We start from the raw sequence: 17,431 nt of genomic DNA, 5'->3' as shown, positions 1-17,431 counted from the left end.
CTTTATCGCACATCAGCAAATGGCCAGGGCGTATTACGACCTGACGGTATCTTATCTGGGCAATATTTTTACGCTTGTCGATGATTATCCTGTGCTGAATAAGATGACAGCCATTTATCAGACCTTTGCAGAGGGAAGGCCCATACGTGAGGCGCTGTTGTCCAAGCAGCTGACCGACATCTGGACCGCCCTTCTCCTGGATCAGGCGGAGCGGCCCGGATCCAGGAAGATCGGGAGAGTCTCCGTGTGGGACGGGGATTCCATTGGAATGGAAAATGTAATTTCTTATATTAATGAGCATTTTACCGGAAAAATTACGATTCAGACGCTGGCCGAACAGGCGATGCTCAGCCAGTACCACTTTATCCGCATGTTTAAGAGCTATACCAGTTTTACGCCTCACGAATACATCGTAAATATCAGAATCAGCGCGGCAAAGTATATGCTGAAGAACACCGGCCTTTCGGTAAAGGATATTAGCCTGGACGCGGGATTTCCCAGTGAGAGCGCGTTCTGCACGGCTTTTAAGAAGAAAATGGGGATTACACCTACGGAGTACCGCAACAGCATGGCGTAGGGAATAACCGCATTTTTTTGAAACAAATTCCGCAACATTAGGAAATACTTCTGTTTTTGTTTATAGTATAGTAAAAACAGTTGCAGCAGTTACAGAAAAAGGCTTAAGTATTTCAGCAGAAGGAGCGGGACATGTATTATTCATTAGAGGGGAATTGGAAAGCGGTTTTAAGTGACGGAACAGAGGGGGATATCAGACTGCCGGGAACGTTGGATGAAAACAGGCTGGGGCATAAGGATCTGGGGCTGAATCAGTGGCATTCTGACGCAGAGAATGGAGGCGAAGGGTTTAATCCCGATGCGCCCATAGCCACGCGTTTTACCAGAAAGTATACGTATGAAGGAGAGGCGCTTTTTTCCCGCAGAATATCCTTTAAACAGGAGGAGGGGGAACGGGTCTTTCTGGAGGCGGAGCGCTCACGCTGCCTGAAATTGCTGGTGGATGGCAATGAGGTGCCTCATTTTATTCCGGCCTCCATCAATACGCCTCAGGTGTTTGAGGTGACGGGAATGCTGGGTGAGGATACAGAGCTGACCCTTGTTTCGGATAACAGCTATCCCGGACTGCCCCATGATGCCATTGTATTTTCCTCGGCGGCCACGGACGAGACACAGACAAACTGGAACGGAGTTCTGGGATACGTGAGGCTCCGCACAGAAAAAGAGGTCTTTTTATCGTCGCTGCGGGTATACCCTGTGCAGCAGACCCTTACGGTGGCAGCTGATCTGTCTGTGAGCGGAAAGGGGCTGAGGGCTGGCACGGGAATGGAGGATGGTTCCGGTACGGCAGACTGCTCGGGAATGGCGGACTGTTCCAGCACGGCGAACGGTGCCGGTATGCCGGAGGCGGACGGTGCATGGCATGGGACACTGACGATTCGTTCGGAAGCTCTGGCCGAGACGTGTATTACCACTCCCGTCACGCTATCGGAGGGCATGAATGAGATCAGAATAGAGGGACTTCCCCTCGCTGAACATGTAAAACGCTGGGATGAATATGAAGGAAACTTATATGAACTGTCGGCACTGCTGACCGGAGATGAAGAAAAAAGGGTGACCTTTGGTGTGCGGGATTTTGGAGATAATGGAAAGGGAAGACTCGCTCTGAATGGGAGAACCATTTTCCTGCGAAGCGAGGCAAACTGCGCGGAATTCCCGGAAACCGGATATACGCCTATGACGGAAAATGAATGGACGGACATTCTGAATACTTACAAGGCTTATGGAATTAACTGCGTCCGTTTCCACTCTCACTGCCCATCGGAAGCCGCGTTTGCGGCGGCTGACCGGCTCGGTATGATGATGCAGCCGGAACTGTCCCACTGGAATCCCAATGACGCCTTTGAGTCCGGGGAGAGCTTTTCCTATTACCAGCAGGAGCTTGCCCTTACGATCCGATGGCTGGCCAATCATCCCTCTTTTGTCATGCTTACCTTTGGCAATGAGCTTTGTACCGGCGAGACGGGACGTGAGCGGATGAGCCATATGCTGGAGCAGGCGCGCGCTCTGGACAGCACGCGGCTGTACGCGAACGGATCCAACGTACATTATGGAAGAATTGGCTGTGATCCGGACAGCGGCTTCTATACATCCCAGTCCTATTTTGAGGCGCCTCTGCGCGGAACCTTTGCAGGAGAAGCAGAGCCGCAGAAGAAGACCGGGCGTATCCGCGGATATATTAATAATCAGTACCCCAATACCAGAACTAATTATGACGCTTCGATGGAGAAACTGCGGCAGACATTCCAAAAGCCTGTATTCAGCTTTGAGGTGGGACAGTTTGAGGTCCTTCCGGATTTTGAGGAGCTGACTGCTTTCCAGGGAATTTCTGATCCGGCAAATTTCCGTATAATCCAGGAAAAAGCGGACATGCTGGGGCTTTCCCCTGTGTGGAAACGGTACGTGGAGGCATCGGGAGAGCTTTCCCGCATTGGATACCGGGAGGAGATAGAAGCAGCCATGCGCACGAAAGAGCTGTCCGGGATTTCGCTCCTGGGGCTTCAGGACTTCCCGGGACAGGGGACGGCGCTTGTAGGCATGATGAATTCCCATATGCAGCCCAAGCCATATCCCTTTGCCAGACCGGAGCTGTTCCAGTCCTTCTTCAGAGACCAGCTTCCTCTGGTACAGATGGAAAAATATACATACTGCGCGGACGAAGTGCTGAAGGCGGACATTCTGGCGGCAAATTTCGGCAAAAAGGATGTCTGTGAAAGACCGGTGTATGAGTTAAAAGGAAGCGGAATCTCAGTAGAAGGGACTTTGCCCGAGGCTGACTGCCGGATGGGAGAGCTGAGCCATGCCGGGACATTGGAAATTCCGCTGAATATGGTTAAAAAAGCAGCCCGCCTCGATTTGACCGTAAGAATCGGAGAGATGAGCAATACATATCCGGTATGGGTTTATCCTGCCGAAAATCCAGTGTGTCCTGAATCCGTCTATGAGACAGAGCGTCTGGACAGCAGGGCGAAAGAAGTTCTGGAGGCAGGCGGGCGTGTGTACTTAACACCGCCTTCCAGAGAAGAGAATCTACCCCACTCCATTCGGGCTCAGTTTACTACAGACTTCTGGTCTGTCGGTAATTTCGCCGCTCAGGAGGGCGGCATGGGGCAGCTTATAGATGAGAAACACCCTCTATTTGAGGAATTTCCTACGGAATTTCATACAAACTGGCAGTGGTGGCCGATGGCCGGCCAGCGGGCGGTCATTCTGCCTCAGCCGATGAAGGCGATTATCACGGAGATGGACAGCTATGCCTATATGCGTCCCATGATCCAGCTGATGGAATGCCGCTGCGGGAACGGAAAACTGATGCTTTCTTCTCTGGGACTGCAGGAGCTGCAGCAGTACCCTGAAGCGAGGGCGCTTCTGTCTGTCATTTACCATTATATGGACTCAGAAAGATTTGATCCTGAACAGAGTATGGAGGCGGAGATCATTGAGAAACTGGTAAGATAAATATAGTACGCGGTATTTAGAGGAAAAGGGCTGTCTCCCGTATTATGGGAGATGGCCCTTTTCTGAGTGTGGTGACTCGTGCAAAGAGGGGGAACGTGATCATTTACAATGCTGAAATAGTAAGAAAAAATATCTTGTAAATAAGCAGAATGACGAACAAATGACACTTTTAAAAAACGGAGCAGTGTAAAATAATCCATCAAAAGGAAATATACATCATTTCTGTTGTGCATAAATGATGATATACTTGTTTTATTAAAAGCAGGCAGGAACCTTCAGGGGTTCAGCAAAAATTTAAAAAAAATGGTAACTGTTGACAGGCTTTACAAGCCGCTGCACTAAGCGTCCAAAGGACGCCTGAAGAGTGACAGTGGCATGTATCGCACGTAAGAGACCAGAATGCGGCCTCTAAGTGCTCGTAACGAGGAGAAGGAAAGGAGTAATTGTTATGAAGAAAAGAATGTTTGCTATTTTGCTTACAGCGGCCATGGTGATGACGTCTCTCAGCGGCTGCAAAAGCTCTGACAGTGGTGACAGTAAAAAAACGACGGCTGCGGAAGAAAGTACATTATCTGATACCGGGGGCGGAGACGGGGAGGAAGTGACTCTGACTATCTGGGACTGGGACGAAGCTCATCTGACTCATATGACGGAGTGGTATCATGAGCGCCATCCGAATGTAAATTTTGATACACTGGTAGTCTCGACAGACGATTACTTCCAGAAACTGCAGAGCGCTCTGGCCAGCGGAAGCGGCGCCCCCGACATTATATTGAGTGAGATCGGTTACAGAGGCAAAGTGTTCGATTTAGGTATTCTGGAGGACCTCTATAAAGAACCGTACAATGTAAAAGCGGATGAGATGTTTGACTTTGTCACCCAGCTGGGAGCAGGGCCAAACGGTGAACTGTACGGCGTGGAACAGCAGATCTGCCCGAGCGGTTTTGCATACCGCAGGGATCTGGCCAAAGAATATTTGGGAACGGATGATCCGGACGAAATAAGCGCCATGATTTCCGACTGGGACAAGGTATTTGAAGTTGGTGAGCAGATCAGGGAAAAGAGCGGCGGCAAGGTAACGATATTCCCTGGAATGACGATTTTTCTGAATGGTATTTTAGTGAATCAGAATGTAAGCAATTATATTGATGGAGATACGGTGGACCTTACAGGACGGTATCAATCCGTTCTGGAAACGGCAGCCCGGTTTAACCAGGCGGGACTTCTGGGAAAGCAGGAGGATAATACACCGGCATACAATAACAGCTATTCATCGGGAGAGATTATGTTCTACCCCTGTGCTCCATGGAGTGTAAAATGGGGAATTGCCAGCAACGATCCCAATGGTTCCGGCAACTGGGGACTGACCAAGGCTCCGGGAAATGGATATACATACGGCGGCACATCGGTAAGTATTTATTCAGGAAGTAAAAATAAAGAAGCTGCATGGGAGTATATCCAGGAAGTCTACTGTACGGGAGACGGTGTGAAGGAAGCATACGAGCAGTATGGCTTCATGACAGGCTTTAAGGCGCCATATGAAGATGAGAATTCCTATTTCTTCTCAGAAAAAGGACAGTATGATGAGTTCTTCGGCGGTCAGAAGCTGGCTGATTACTTTATCAATACAATCGCCGTTACGACTCAGGGCCAGGTTCAGACCAGGCATGAGGCGAATGTGAAGACCGCTCTGAGAAGTGTGGCTGCCCAGATGACTGCCAATTCATCCATGACAGCGGATCAGGCTCTGGAAATACTGAAAACAGAGACCCAGACACTGATTCCGGGCGCGACCTTAAAATAGAACGATTAAGGGAAAGCTGCCGGTAATGGCAGCTTTCCTGATTATCACGGCGACTCATACCAGTACTGCTTTGCATGAATCCTACAGTAACGGCACTCGCTATTCACGTCTGCAAAGCTGTACTGGCAATCGTTCGAACAGGAGCAAGATGTAAAATGCACAGATTGGAGCCAATCATGAATAAAAAGAAAAAAAGCGCCCTGCATAAAGCGGGTAAATGGCCTTATCTATTTTGCCTTCCCTTTCTGTCTGCCTATTTTCTGTTTAGCATGTTTCCCATGCTGTATTCTCTGAAAATCAGCTTTTATGACTGGAATGGTTTCGGGGCAAAGACCTTTGTGGGAATAAAGAATTACCTGGATCTGTTTACCAAAGACCCTCTGTTTCTCAAATCTCTTGGAAATACGATTATTTTAATGGCGTTTTCCACTCCCATTACCGTGCTGCTTGGTTTAGGCGTTGCCTATCTGCTCTTTGATATTGGGCGGGGCAAGAGAATCTATCAAACCGTAAACTTTTTCCCGTATATTACAACGCCTGTGGCAATCGGCTTCATCTTTTCTTACTTATTCGACTGGCAGTCGGGATACGTAAATAAGCTGTTGATCTGGCTGGGGGCTTTAAACGAACCGTTTTTCTGGCTTGGAAGTGAGATCGCTTCTAAAGTAATTATAGTGATCATGATTGTGTGGCGGTATCTGGGATACTACATGACCATTTATCTGGCGGCGATGACGTCCATTTCGTCAGAGGTATACGAGGCCGCGGCTGTAGACGGAGCCAGTAATTTTAAGATATTTACGAAGATTACCGTGCCCATGCTGCGCAATACGACCAGATTCTTAATTATCACATCCCTGATCGGCGGTCTGCAGATGTTTGAGGAACCAAAGCTTTTATTCAGCGGCTGGGCTTCTCTGGGGAACGGGCAGACCGGAGGCCCTGGCCACACGGCTCTTACTACCGTATGGAAATTCTTTAACGATGCATTCAGTCAGGATTCCAGACTGGGTTACGGTTCCGCCATGGCCTACACACTGTTTGTCATAATCATGCTGTTTTCTGTGGTTGGCTTCAGACTCAGCAGGGGAAAGGATGGAAAAGGTGAATAATAAAGCAAGAAGACGTATAGGTTCCGTTGTAAAACAGCTCCTTCTGATTTTTATGACACTGATCATGTTTTTCCCGCTCTACATCGTATTTATCATGGGTACCTATTACAGTGAAGATATATTTAAGGCAATGCCGATCCTGCCGAGCAGCTATCTGTTGAATAATCTTCGCATGGTCATTTCGAAGGGGTATTTTCAGGCGTATTTAAACTCTATCATCGTTTCTGTCTGTTCGGTAGCGATCAGTGTGCTCATCTCCACGATGATTGGCTTCGCCCTCGCAAAGTATAATTTCAAAGGGAAAAAAATCATCTTTGGGTTTGTCATGGCTATTATGATGATACCAGGACAGATTTCACTGATCGGCTACATGCTGGAAATGAGAACGCTGCGGCTTTCCAGTACGCTGCTTCCTCTGATCTTCGCATGGGCGGCTCATCCGCTGGGCGTGTTTCTCATGACTCAGTTTATCAGTGACGGAGTACCTGATGAACTTCTGGAATCGGGACGGCTGGACGGCTGTTCAGAGCCGGGCATCTTTTTCAGGCTCGTTGTTCCCTGTGTGAAGCCGGGGATTCTTACACTCTCCACACTGGTATTTCTATGGTCTTGGAACAATTACGTGCTGCCTGTTATCATGATTAACAAACAGGAACTCTTCACGATTCCGCTGATGGTAAATAACCTGTCCAATTCTTTCAGAAGCGACTATGGCGCCATCATGTGCGCTCTGGCGCTGTCTGTTCTGCCTATGATCGTGATCTTCAGTCTCTGTTCCAAAACATTTATCAAAGGAATAGCGGCAGGCGCGGTAAAAGGGTAGGCGTGTCCAGAACATTATAATATAAGGAGCAAAAATTATGGCATTGGAAAGAATAAGCTTGAACAACTGGAAATTCAATCTGGGAGAAGAAATGATCTGTCCGGAACAGGCGGCAGAAGTGTCGGTTCCCCATACGTGGAATGTGGAGGAAGGGACAGAGGATTACTGGGGGACAGGGTGGTATGGTTATACCTTTATCCCGGAAGAAGACTGGAAGAATAAGAGAGTACAGATTCTGTTTCACGCGGTCTATCATGACGCCTGTGTCTGGCTGAACGGCGAGGAAGTGGTCTGTCACCAGAACTCCGGTTATACGCCGTTTGCGGCAGAGCTTACGGATTATCTGAAGTTTGGGGAGGAGAATCTGCTTTCGGTGAAGGCGGACAATCGTTTCTCTCCTGACATGCTCCCTTATGAGAGGAGCTTCGACTGGGCAAATGACGGAGGTCTGATCCGGCCGGTGGAACTGCTGGTTACGGGCGGAAGTTTTCTGACCACTCCCCAGGTGACGGCCAGGCCTGTGATTACGGTAAGTGACGGCCGCCAGGACGGAGGCAGCGCCGTATTCGGCTTAAAGGCCGGAATCAATGGGAGTACGTCTGAGCAGCATACTCTGGAATGGAAGCTGTACGAGGGCTGCGATGGTGCAGAGACCCTGAAGACCGAAGGCTGCGAGGTATGCAGGGGAAGCCAGGCAGAGATTTCCGGGCGACTTCTGGATTCTATAAGATTTTGGCATTTCGACAGTCCCAGCCTCTATACGCTGAAGCTGGTGCTGAAGGCGGAGGGCACTGTTACAGACCGGCAGTCCATTGTCTTCGGTTTCCGGGACATTCATGTGAGGGGCAGCCAGATTATACTGAATGGAGAGCCGGTCCGTCTCACCGGTACAGAGTGGATGCCGGGCTCAGATCCGGAATGCGGAATGGCAGAATCCAAAGAAGCGCTTGAAAAAATGCTGCTCTGTCTGAAGGAATCCAACAGTATACTTACCCGTTTTCACTGGCAGCAGGATGATTGGGTGTATGACTGGTGTGACCGGCATGGTATGCTGGTGCAGGAGGAGGTTCCCTTCTGGGGGGCGACCCCTTCCGTAGCAGGGGAGCAGCAGTGGAAAATATTTAAGGAACAGCTTCAGGAAATGGTAAGTGCTCACCGGAATCATCCCTCTGTTTTTGCGTGGGGTGTCGGAAATGAGCTGGATGGCCAGGCGGAGGAAACGATCCAGTACATCAAGGATGCAGTGGCTTATACCCACCGTATGGATCCGGACAGGCCGGCAAACTACGTCTCTAACTCGATTTTCAAAGATCCCGCGCTGGACGGAACTGCACACGGGGATATCATGATGGTCAATGATTACATCGGAACCTGGCACGGATATCTGGATCAGTATGGAGAATGGGACCGTATTGCTGCTGCCAATCCGGATAAACCGGTCATACCGTCTGAGTTTGGCCTGTGCGAACCAGCCTTTTCGGGGGGAGACAAACGAAGAGAAGAGATTTTCCTGGAAAAATTAAAGTGCTATAGGAGCTATCCGAATATTGCAGGAACCATTTATTTCTGCCTGAATGACTACCGGACCCAGATGGGGGAAGACGGTGAAGGAAAATGGAAGAAGCGGGTTCATGGTTCCGCCGGGCTTAAGGGAGAGGCGAAGCCTTCCTATTACGCGGTGCAAAGAGAGTATGCTCCGGTAGAGGTATCCGTCCAGGAGGGTGAGATTACTCTGACATGCCGGGATACTCTTCCCTGCTATGAGGTAAAAGGATACCGGATGAGAATCGGGACAGAGATGCTTGATATTCCGGATCTGAAGCCGGGAGACCGGTGGTGTGTGCCTTCGAAAGGCATCGGGGCAGAAGAAAGAATTGAAATATTCCGGCCAAATGGCGAACGGGTTAAGTAAGGGGAAATGGAGAAAGAGGCCATCTGATGGCTTCTTTCTCCATTTCTTCTTTTGTAAACTGTACCATGGCACTCCTTATTCCAGCCAGTGGTGGCCAAAGGTGTTTAAGAGCGTTTCCGCCTCCCTGGGGCCGCGGGTTCCGGGAAGATAGGGGTGCAGCGGCAGATTCCGGGAGGCCGCAAGCAGTTTTAACTGTTCAATGTAGTTCCAGCTGATCTCGATCTGATCCCACTGGGAAAACCAGGAACGCTCGCCTTCGATGCAGGCGGTGAGGAGCCGTTCGTAGGCCTCAGGTGTATTGACCTGATTTTCTAAAATACAGTTCTGACAGAAGTCCATGCTGGCGGTCACCACCTCTTCCGAATCGCCCGGACGTTTGATGTTAAAACGGAGATAGATGCCTTCCGTCGGCTGAATCTTGATCAGAAGAATATCGGGCTCTGTTTCGGGATCGGGGCGGCGGAAGATGACTGACACCTCGGTTTCACGCAGGCCGGTCCTCTTGCCGGTGCGGATATAGAAGGGCGTCCCGTTCCAGCGGTCATTGTCGATAAAGAGACGCATACAGGCATAGGTTTCCGTACCGGATTCCGGGGATACCAGAGGTTCGCTTCGGTAGCCGTCGTACTGTCCCAGGATGAGGGACTGCTCCAAATCTTCCGGCGCCACCGGCTTAAGTGCCCTTAAGACCTCCAGCTGGCGCGCGTGCATCTCCTCGCTTGTAAATGCGCCGGGCCGTTCCATTGCCAGGATGGACAGTATCTGAAACAGATGGTTCTGCACCATGTCCTTGAGGGCCCCGCTGGCATCGTAATAGCCGCCGCGGTTTTCTACCCCCACGTCCTCCAGTGCGGAGATTTCCACTGCCTCGATCATTTCCCCGTTCCAGGCATTTGCGAAGACCGGGTTGGAAAAACGGATTGTCTGTATGTTTCGTATCATTTCTTTGCCGAGATAATGGTCGATGCGGTAGATGTTTTCCGGGCCAAAGCACGATTCCAACTGCTGGTTTAACTCTTTTGCTGAGGAAAGCGTTTCTCCGAACGGCTTTTCAATGATGATTTTTCCTTCTTTTAAATTGGAAATCGTCTTCAGACCCGCCGCAATGACGGAAAAAAAGCGGGGGGCGACGGCAAGATAGAAGATATGGGACGCAGCCTGCAGTGCCTCATACGCTTGTCCCAGTCCTTCATAGGCTGTCCCGTCGGAAAAATCCATACGGTAATACTCCAGATGCCCGGCAAAGTCTGCAAAGGACTCCTCCGAATAGGGGAGGCGGGAGAATCTGCGGATCCAGTCCCGGGCCAGGGCGGTATAGGAGGCGGTATCGTAATCACGGCGGCCGATCAGAAGGATTTTGCTGCGGGCGGGCAGCTTTCTGGTCCGGCTCATGGTATACAGAGCCGGAAGCAGCTTGCGAAAGGTCAAATCGCCGGTTCCGCCGAAGATGGTAATGCAGGTGTCATACTTCATGGCCGGCCCTCCATTCGTGATGGAATATGCCTTTCCTGTCAGTGCGCTCAAATGTATGTGCGCCGAAGAAGTCGCGCTGCGCCTGAATCAAATTGGCTCCGGACGCTTTCGCGCGGAAGCTGTCTAAATACGAAACTGCGTTAAAGAATGCCGGAACAGGCAGACCCGAGGAGACAGCCAGGCCTGTGGTCTTCCTTAAATTCTCCTGGTACCGGTTGATGCGGGATAAGAAGAAATCGTCAAAGATCAGACTCTCCAGCTCCGGATACTTTAAAAAGGCTTTGGTAATGTCGTTTAAAAACTCGGCCTGAATAATGCAGCCGGCGCGGAAGATGGAAGCGATGGTGCCGAGATCTAAATTCCAGCCAAAACGGTGGGAGGCATCCTGCATCAGCGAGAATCCCTGGGCGTATGCGATGATTTTACCCGTATAGAGCGCCTCGCGGACCATTTCTGCAAAAGCCTGCTTGTCTTCGACGGCCGTGACTGCCGGGGCATGGATGAGGGAAGATGCCTTTTGACGCCGCTCCAGATGGTTTGACATGACGCGGGCATTGCAGGCAGCGGTGATCATGGAGATATCGACGCCCTGTTTCAGGGATTCGATGCTGGCCCAGCGGCCCGTTCCCTTCTGTCCCGCACTGTCGAGAATATGATCGATGATATCCCCGTCAGCCATGTCGTCGGCTTCGAGGAAAATGTCGGCGGTGATTCCGATGAGATAGCTGTGCAGTTCTCCCTTGTTCCAGGTGCGGTATATGTCCGCCAGCTCCCGGTTGGTAAAGCCGCCGGCGTACTTGAGCAGGAGGCAGGATTCGGCGATCAGCTGCATGTCGGCATATTCGATGCCGTTATGAACCATTTTTACGTAATGTCCGGCGCCCTCAGGGCCGATATAGGCGCAGCAGGGTTCATTTTTTGTCTTAGCTGCAATGGTTTCAAGGATCTGCTGAACCGATTCATAGGCTTCACGGGAACCGCCGGGCATGATGGAAGGGCCGAACCGCGCGCCTTCCTCCCCTCCGGATATACCGACGCCGAGGTAGCGCAGCCCCTTTTCTTTCAGCAGCGCCGCACGGCGGTTCGTGTCTCCAAAGTAGGAATTACCGCCGTCCATGATAAAATCACCTTCATCCAGAAGCGGAATCAGCTGATCGATCACGGCATCCACGGGCGCGCCGGCCTGAATCATCAGCATGATCTTTCGGGGCCTTCGAAGGGCGGAAACCAGTTCGGGCAGACTGAAAAATGGGATCAGATTATGATGCGGATGTTCTTCCATGACCTTCTGCGTGACTTCAGGACTGCGGTTATAGCCCGCCACCTGGAAGCCGTGATCAGCCATGTTCAGGGCGAGGCTGCGCCCCATGACGGACAGGCCGATCAGGCCGATATCCAAAAGCTCGGGAGTGGGTTCTGTCTTCTTTAAATTTTCTTTCATAGGTTGTACGTTCCTTTCTTTAAAAGCTGTCAACAATGGGTGAGCGATTCGTTTAGACCGCCAGGGCCTCGACCTCAGGAGCCGGGACTACGGCCGGGGGAGAACCTAGGCCTCAGGAGCCAGGACCACGGACACGGCCTCGGGAGCCGGGACTCTGGAACACAGTTCGGTAAGCATGCCGGTGTCAGGATCCAGCCGGAAGCTTACCAGGCCGCCTTCATAGCGGTTGACTGCGAGCAGAAATTTACTGTCACCGGTGATTATGAAATCTCTGGGATAGCTGCCGCCGCTTTCCGTCTGCTGAATCATTTCCGCCTCAAAGCCATGCAGCCGGTAAACGGTGATGAGGTCCGCGTGCCGGGTTGACAGATAGAGAAAGCGTTCATCGGGAGAGAGGCGGATGGCCGCGGATATGGCGGCCGGAGACCAGACTCTGCCCTCCGGAAGCAGCTTTTGTACGCTCTTTAATGTGAACTGGGGGCCGTCTCCGGCCTCGTACAGGAACAATTCATTGGAGAGTTCGCTGACGAGGAAAAAACGTTTGTGGGCCTGGTCGAAGACGCCGTGTCTTGGGCCGGTGCCCTTCGGGAACGTGATGGAACCGGCTTCTGCAAAGTCGCGGTCCATATCGAACAGCAGGATCCGGTCACGAAGAAGGCAGGGAACCATCATAATGCGGCCATGAAACAGAATCTGGTGACAGCCGGCTTTATATCCGGTCTCTATGCGTTTGTAAAGGGTGATGCCGCCAGGTTCTTTCTGGTAAATGAGGATGCTGCCCTCATGGTAATTAGCCGTATAGATAAATGCGTCATCCTGAATGACGTAACAGGCGCTTCCTGTCTCCTCGAATAATTCGCCTGTCAGCCGCGGGCACTCTCCTGCGGTATCAATAAGGCAGACACCAGCTTTCCCGTCTTTTACGATGGGGGAGGCGAGCTGCCCGTGATATAGGGACAGGTATTTGGAATCGGGTGCTGTATAATACAATTCCGGTCCGGTTATGATACCCGTATCAGAATCAAACTGAAAACGGTAAATACCGTCACTTTGCGCAGAGAAGTATGTTCCGAGATAACCATTTTGTACTTGCAAACTTTTGCCTCCTGACTTATAATAAAATATGTAATAAAAATAGTTACAGTTTCTGACTGTTATTATAATGATTACAGTTAAGGATGTCAATGGTTTTTCCTATAATATCTATAGGAAAGGAGGAGATTAATACGATATCACTCATTTGGGAGTATTTTGGCAGTCATATGGGAGACTATCTTACCGTGCTCCGGGAGCACGTGGTGATCAGTCTCATGGCGCTGGCCATATCCGTGCTTCTGGGAATATCCATAGGATATGTCTGTGTCCGCACTCCAAAGCTGGAAAAATGGCTGGTTGGGACATTTCAGACCCTGCGTATCGTTCCCAGCCTGGCGATCCTGATTCTGCTGATTCCATTGCTGGGAACAGGAGTGAAACCGGCTCTGGCAGCTTTGGTATTGCTGGCGGTTCCGCCCATACTGCTCAATACAGTTACAGGGTTGACGGAAGTGCCGGATTTTATGCTGGAAACGGCGAGAGGATTGGGAATGACAGAAAAGCAGGTGATGTTCCGCGTGAAGTTTCCGATGGCATTTCCCCTCATCATGACCGGTGTGAAGACCGCCATGATCGAGATCGTGGCCAGTGCCGCCCTTGCGGCTAAGATCGGAGCGGGCGGGCTTGGCGGCCTGATATTTACTGGCCTGGGCTTAAACCGCCTGGATCTGCTTCTGGTGGGAGGCATCTCCGTGGCTCTGCTGTCCCTTGCATCGGGAGCGATTCTGGATGGAATCGAAAAAATGCTGACGCCGTATCTTAGGACGGCGCCGCGCAGAAGGAATATAAGAGAGAGAAAGAGAGGAATCATATGAAAACACAGAATAGAATCAAGAAAATAGCTGCCCTGGCTCTTGCCGGCGTGATGGCGGCAGGACTGACCGCGTGCGGGGGATCCGCTTCCGGAGGGGAGACCATCCGGGTGGGCTCCAAAGATTTCACTGAGAGCCTGGTGGTCTCGGAAATCTATGCGCTGGCCCTGGAGAATGCCGGTTATAAGGTGGAAAGAAAACAGGATATCGCGGGATCGGTCGTTCATACATCTCTGATTAATAATGAGATTGATCTGTATCCGGAGTACACGGGAACTGGTCTGCTTTCGATTTTACAGATGGACATGATAACGGATCCGGAGGAAGTATACCGGACGGTTAAGGATGAATATGAGAAGCGTTTCAGCGTGACATGGCTGGATTATTCGAAGGCGAACGACGGACAGGGACTGGTGATCCGGACGGATGTGGCAAAACAGCTGGGGATCAGCACCATTTCTGATTTACAGGAGCATGCTCCGGAACTGCGCTTCGCCTCTCAGGGTGAATTTGATGCGAGAGAGGATGGCCTCCCGGCGCTGGAAAATAAGTACGGCACTTTTGACTGGAAATCCAGCCGTGTATATGACGGCGGCTTGAAGTATGAGGTGCTTTTAAATGGAGAAGCCGATGTGGCGCCTGCCTATACGACCGAAGGGCAGCTGGCAGAGAAGGACAAGTTTATGCTTTTGGAAGACGACAAACAGGTGTGGCCTCCGTATAATCTGGCTCCGGTGGTCCGTGACGACACACTCGCAAAGAATCCCGAGATTGCGGATATCTTAAATAAGATCAGCGCATCTCTGGACACGGATACGGTTACCGCGCTGAATGCAGAGGTAGATGTGGACAAACGGGAGTATGAGGAAGTCGCCCGGGAATATTACGATACGATTAAGTAAGGAGAGGAGGGACTCATGTCTCAGACTGCCATTGAATTTCAGAATGTAACGAAACAATTTGACAATGCCGCTTTTCCTTCGGTGGATCAGGTCAGCCTGACCATCGAAGAGGGCGAGTTTATAACGATTCTCGGATCATCTGGAAGCGGAAAAACCACTCTTCTGAAGATGGTAAACCGCTTATATGAGCCGACAGGCGGAAAGATATTTCTGTTTGGCGAGGACATATCCACGGTGGATGTGGTAAAGGTGCGCAGACGGATCGGTTACGTCATACAGCAGATCGGTCTTTTTCCTCACATGACCATAGCGGATAACATCTCCGTGGTTCCCAAACTGCTCAACTGGGATAAGAAACAGACCGACGAGCGGGTGGATGAGCTCCTTAACCTGGTGGGACTCCTTCCGGAGGAGTTCAAATACCGGTATCCATCCCAGATGTCCGGCGGCCAGCAGCAGCGTGTGGGGCTGGCCCGGGCGCTGGCGGTAAATCCGAAGATTATGCTTCTGGATGAGCCGTTTGGAGCGATCGACGCGATCACGCGCATGAAGCTGCAGGATGAGCTTCTTCGAATCCACGGAGGGCTTAAGAGGACCTTCCTGTTCGTGACTCACGATATCAACGAGGCGTTCAAGCTGGGAAGCCGCGTGATTGTGATGAATGAGGGAACGGTCAGGCAGTTCGATACTCCCGCCCGTATCGTGAAGAATCCGGCGGATGACTTTGTGGCCTCCCTGATCCGATCGGCCAGGGAGCAGGAAGAATTCTGGAGGATGACCATTGATTGAATATGCGTTAAAATATCCCGAGAAACTGTATGGGGCGCTGGGCCAGCATCTGGTACTGGTCGGCGTCACGCTGGTGCTTTCTCTGGTGCTGGCGGCCGTGCTGACCGTCTGCGCCATGTATTATAAGACCGTGTCGAATGCCCTGGTCCATCTGTTTTCCGTAGTCTATTCGATCCCGAGTCTGGCCATGTTCGCCATGCTGATTCCCGTGACAGGGCTGGGAACAAAAACGGCTTTGATTGTACTTACGCTTTATAACCAGTACCTGCTCCTGCGCAATTTTACGGCAGGCTTAAACGGCGTCGATTCCGCCATCATCGAGGCGGCCGCAGGAATGGGGATGACGACCATGCAGATCCTGTTAAAGATCCGCCTGCCTCTGGCAAAACGGTCCATCTTTACAGGAATCCGCCTCGCCATTGTCTCGACTACCGGAATCGCCACGATCGCGGCTACCATCAACGCCGGCGGCCTGGGCACAATCCTTTTTGACGGCCTCCGGACGCTGAACGTGGTGAAAATACTCTGGGGAACCGTGCTGTCCGCAGGGCTGGCCATCGCGCTAAATGCAGGGCTGGAGCGGATTGAGAGGAGACTTTAGACGGCGGCGTGCGGTCAGCTGTTCACGCCGTCATCCGGTTGGCTCCGGCTCCCGAACGAACTGTATTCCGACAGGCGTCGTATGGAGGTGGCGTACTCGGAAGGCGTCATCCCCGTCAGCTTCTTAAACTGTCTGGAAAAGTAGTGTACCGAGGTATAGCCGAGCCGGTCTGATATCTCAGTAAAATTCAAGTGATTGTCGCGGATCAGCTGTTTGGCTGTTTCGATCTTCATGGAAGAGAAATAGTCGATCACCCCGCACCCGTGCGCCTCCCGGAAAATCTTCTGGAGCTGGGAACGCCCTGTCAGCGTATCGTGGCAGATGGTATCGATGGAGAGACGCTCTCCGATGTGTTCCTCCATGTAGCGCACGATCCGGCTGTAGGCGTCGCTCTTAATGCGGACCTCCGGCTGCCGCCGGGGCCCGAACTGTCCCGGATTCTCAAAATATCTGCGGTAGAGATGAATGATCAGTTCCTCCAGATAATTGGCGATCATCTGCTCCGCCCCGAATGCCGGAGGGGCGGACTGCCGTACCAGTTCTTCCTGATAAGGGTCGTCCATCCGGCCGGAAAATGCGTTGCGGGCTTCTATAATAATTCTCGCCAGCAGTTCCCGTTCCGTCTCTGAAACGGTGAGCATTTTCCCTTCAAACGCCTTCATGCAGGGGGAATGACACTCAAATCCAATAACCACCAGGTTCGGCGCCACTTCTCCGTTAGTAATGATGTTATGGAATTCACCCGGTTTGTGGAAGATAATATTTCCACGTTTCAGAGGGACTCTTTTTTCTCCGGCCATTACGTCAATCACGCCCTTGTCCACACAGACAAATTCCCAAAAATCATGACTCTCACCCGGAAATGAGAAATTACTCATATATTCGAAATAGTGTATGGAAATGACTTTGCGCACAACGGCGCTGGTCCGGAGCACCGTACTCTTGTATTCCATGAACGCCTCCTTTCAGACTGTACGTACCATTCACAGCCCGCGCCACCCCCTGTTTCCCGCCCTGTCCCGGCTGGCTCATGCTCCGTTTCCTGTGACTTTGCAGGGGATTAGCAATTCTTAACGCGCAGGATTTTTCGTTCAGGGGAAATACCCACCTGTTTGAGCGCAGCGAGTTTGGGT

14 protein-coding genes are annotated in these 17,431 nt (G+C 51.3%); 10 read left to right on the top strand and 4 right to left on the bottom strand.

What is annotated here, in order from left to right; genetic code table 11:
- Positions 1-19: 19 nt before the first annotated feature.
- From H8S75_RS33320 to H8S75_RS07970, 6 genes are all read left to right on the top strand, one after another.
- Positions 20-577: an AraC family transcriptional regulator gene (locus H8S75_RS33320; protein WP_349768881.1), complete on the top strand. Its 558-nt coding sequence runs from the start codon at positions 20-22 to the stop codon at positions 575-577.
- Between the two features lie 131 nt (positions 578-708).
- Positions 709-3,534: a DUF8487 domain-containing protein gene (locus H8S75_RS07990; protein WP_187020559.1), complete on the top strand. Its 2,826-nt coding sequence runs from the start codon at positions 709-711 to the stop codon at positions 3,532-3,534.
- A 448-nt stretch (positions 3,535-3,982) separates the two neighbouring features.
- A complete protein-coding gene (locus H8S75_RS07985; RefSeq protein WP_187020558.1) occupies positions 3,983-5,338 on the top strand; it encodes an ABC transporter substrate-binding protein in 1,356 nt (451 codons plus the stop codon).
- Between the two features lie 176 nt (positions 5,339-5,514).
- A complete protein-coding gene (locus H8S75_RS07980; protein ID WP_002605041.1) occupies positions 5,515-6,450 on the top strand; it encodes a carbohydrate ABC transporter permease in 936 nt (311 codons plus the stop codon).
- Positions 6,434-7,273 carry a carbohydrate ABC transporter permease gene (locus H8S75_RS07975; RefSeq protein WP_187020556.1) on the top strand — a complete coding sequence of 280 codons (840 nt, stop codon included), beginning with the start codon at positions 6,434-6,436 and terminating at the stop codon, positions 7,271-7,273. The genes H8S75_RS07980 and H8S75_RS07975 overlap by 17 nt, the downstream gene beginning before the upstream one ends.
- Positions 7,274-7,310: 37 nt before the next feature.
- Positions 7,311-9,185, top strand: a complete 1,875-nt coding sequence (locus H8S75_RS07970; protein ID WP_187020555.1) for a glycoside hydrolase family 2 protein — start codon at positions 7,311-7,313, stop codon at positions 9,183-9,185.
- Positions 9,186-9,260: 75 nt separating this feature from the next.
- Here H8S75_RS07970 and zwf read toward each other — a convergent pair whose 3' ends face one another.
- The 3 genes from zwf to H8S75_RS07955 form a co-directional block, all read right to left on the bottom strand.
- Positions 9,261-10,658 carry a glucose-6-phosphate dehydrogenase gene (gene zwf / locus H8S75_RS07965; RefSeq protein ID WP_187020553.1) on the bottom strand — a complete coding sequence of 466 codons (1,398 nt, stop codon included), beginning with the start codon at positions 10,656-10,658 and terminating at the stop codon, positions 9,261-9,263.
- Positions 10,648-12,099 (bottom strand): NADP-dependent phosphogluconate dehydrogenase, encoded by a 1,452-nt coding sequence (gene gnd, locus H8S75_RS07960; protein ID WP_187020551.1) that lies wholly within the window; start codon positions 12,097-12,099, stop codon positions 10,648-10,650. Before gnd ends, zwf begins: the two co-directional genes overlap by 11 nt.
- Positions 12,100-12,204: 105 nt before the next feature.
- Positions 12,205-13,194 (bottom strand): lactonase family protein, encoded by a 990-nt coding sequence (locus tag H8S75_RS07955; protein ID WP_187020549.1) that lies wholly within the window; start codon positions 13,192-13,194, stop codon positions 12,205-12,207.
- 167 nt (positions 13,195-13,361) lie between these two features.
- Between H8S75_RS07955 and H8S75_RS07950 the strand changes: the two genes are divergently transcribed.
- The 4 genes from H8S75_RS07950 to H8S75_RS07935 are packed head-to-tail and all read left to right on the top strand — an operon-like array spanning position 13,362 to position 16,298.
- Positions 13,362-14,009 (top strand): ABC transporter permease, encoded by a 648-nt coding sequence (locus H8S75_RS07950; protein ID WP_117502830.1) that lies wholly within the window; start codon positions 13,362-13,364, stop codon positions 14,007-14,009.
- Positions 14,006-14,908 (top strand): glycine betaine ABC transporter substrate-binding protein, encoded by a 903-nt coding sequence (locus tag H8S75_RS07945; RefSeq protein ID WP_002605034.1) that lies wholly within the window; start codon positions 14,006-14,008, stop codon positions 14,906-14,908. The genes H8S75_RS07950 and H8S75_RS07945 overlap by 4 nt, the downstream gene beginning before the upstream one ends.
- A 15-nt stretch (positions 14,909-14,923) precedes the next feature.
- A complete protein-coding gene (locus H8S75_RS07940) occupies positions 14,924-15,697 on the top strand; it encodes an ABC transporter ATP-binding protein (protein WP_187020548.1) in 774 nt (257 codons plus the stop codon).
- Complete coding sequence (locus H8S75_RS07935) at positions 15,690-16,298, top strand: ABC transporter permease (protein WP_002605032.1); 609 nt, start codon at positions 15,690-15,692, stop codon at positions 16,296-16,298. Before H8S75_RS07940 ends, H8S75_RS07935 begins: the two co-directional genes overlap by 8 nt.
- Positions 16,299-16,312: 14 nt before the next feature.
- Here H8S75_RS07935 and H8S75_RS07930 read toward each other — a convergent pair whose 3' ends face one another.
- Complete coding sequence (locus H8S75_RS07930; protein WP_002605031.1) at positions 16,313-17,251, bottom strand: AraC family transcriptional regulator; 939 nt, start codon at positions 17,249-17,251, stop codon at positions 16,313-16,315.
- Positions 17,252-17,431 lie beyond the last annotated feature (180 nt).

Source organism: Hungatella hominis (assembly GCF_014288005.1).
GTDB lineage: Bacteria > Bacillota > Clostridia > Lachnospirales > Lachnospiraceae > Hungatella > Hungatella effluvii.
This window is presented reverse-complemented; position numbering and strand designations above follow the sequence as displayed.

Bases quoted from the DNA above. Each gene is read 5' to 3' on its own strand.
- H8S75_RS33320 (WP_349768881.1), top strand. From the start codon at position 20: ATGGCCAGGGCGTATTACGACCTGACGGTATCTTATCTGGGCAATATT.
- H8S75_RS07990 (WP_187020559.1), top strand. From the start codon at position 709: ATGTATTATTCATTAGAGGGGAATTGGAAAGCGGTTTTAAGTGACGGA.
- H8S75_RS07985 (WP_187020558.1), top strand. From the start codon at position 3,983: ATGAAGAAAAGAATGTTTGCTATTTTGCTTACAGCGGCCATGGTGATG.
- H8S75_RS07980 (WP_002605041.1), top strand. From the start codon at position 5,515: ATGAATAAAAAGAAAAAAAGCGCCCTGCATAAAGCGGGTAAATGGCCT.
- H8S75_RS07975 (WP_187020556.1), top strand. From the start codon at position 6,434: ATGGAAAAGGTGAATAATAAAGCAAGAAGACGTATAGGTTCCGTTGTA.
- H8S75_RS07970 (WP_187020555.1), top strand. From the start codon at position 7,311: ATGGCATTGGAAAGAATAAGCTTGAACAACTGGAAATTCAATCTGGGA.
- zwf (WP_187020553.1), bottom strand. From the start codon at position 10,658: ATGAAGTATGACACCTGCATTACCATCTTCGGCGGAACCGGCGATTTG.
- gnd (WP_187020551.1), bottom strand. From the start codon at position 12,099: ATGAAAGAAAATTTAAAGAAGACAGAACCCACTCCCGAGCTTTTGGAT.
- H8S75_RS07950 (WP_117502830.1), top strand. From the start codon at position 13,362: ATGGGAGACTATCTTACCGTGCTCCGGGAGCACGTGGTGATCAGTCTC.
- H8S75_RS07945 (WP_002605034.1), top strand. From the start codon at position 14,006: ATGAAAACACAGAATAGAATCAAGAAAATAGCTGCCCTGGCTCTTGCC.
- H8S75_RS07940 (WP_187020548.1), top strand. From the start codon at position 14,924: ATGTCTCAGACTGCCATTGAATTTCAGAATGTAACGAAACAATTTGAC.
- H8S75_RS07930 (WP_002605031.1), bottom strand. From the start codon at position 17,251: ATGGAATACAAGAGTACGGTGCTCCGGACCAGCGCCGTTGTGCGCAAA.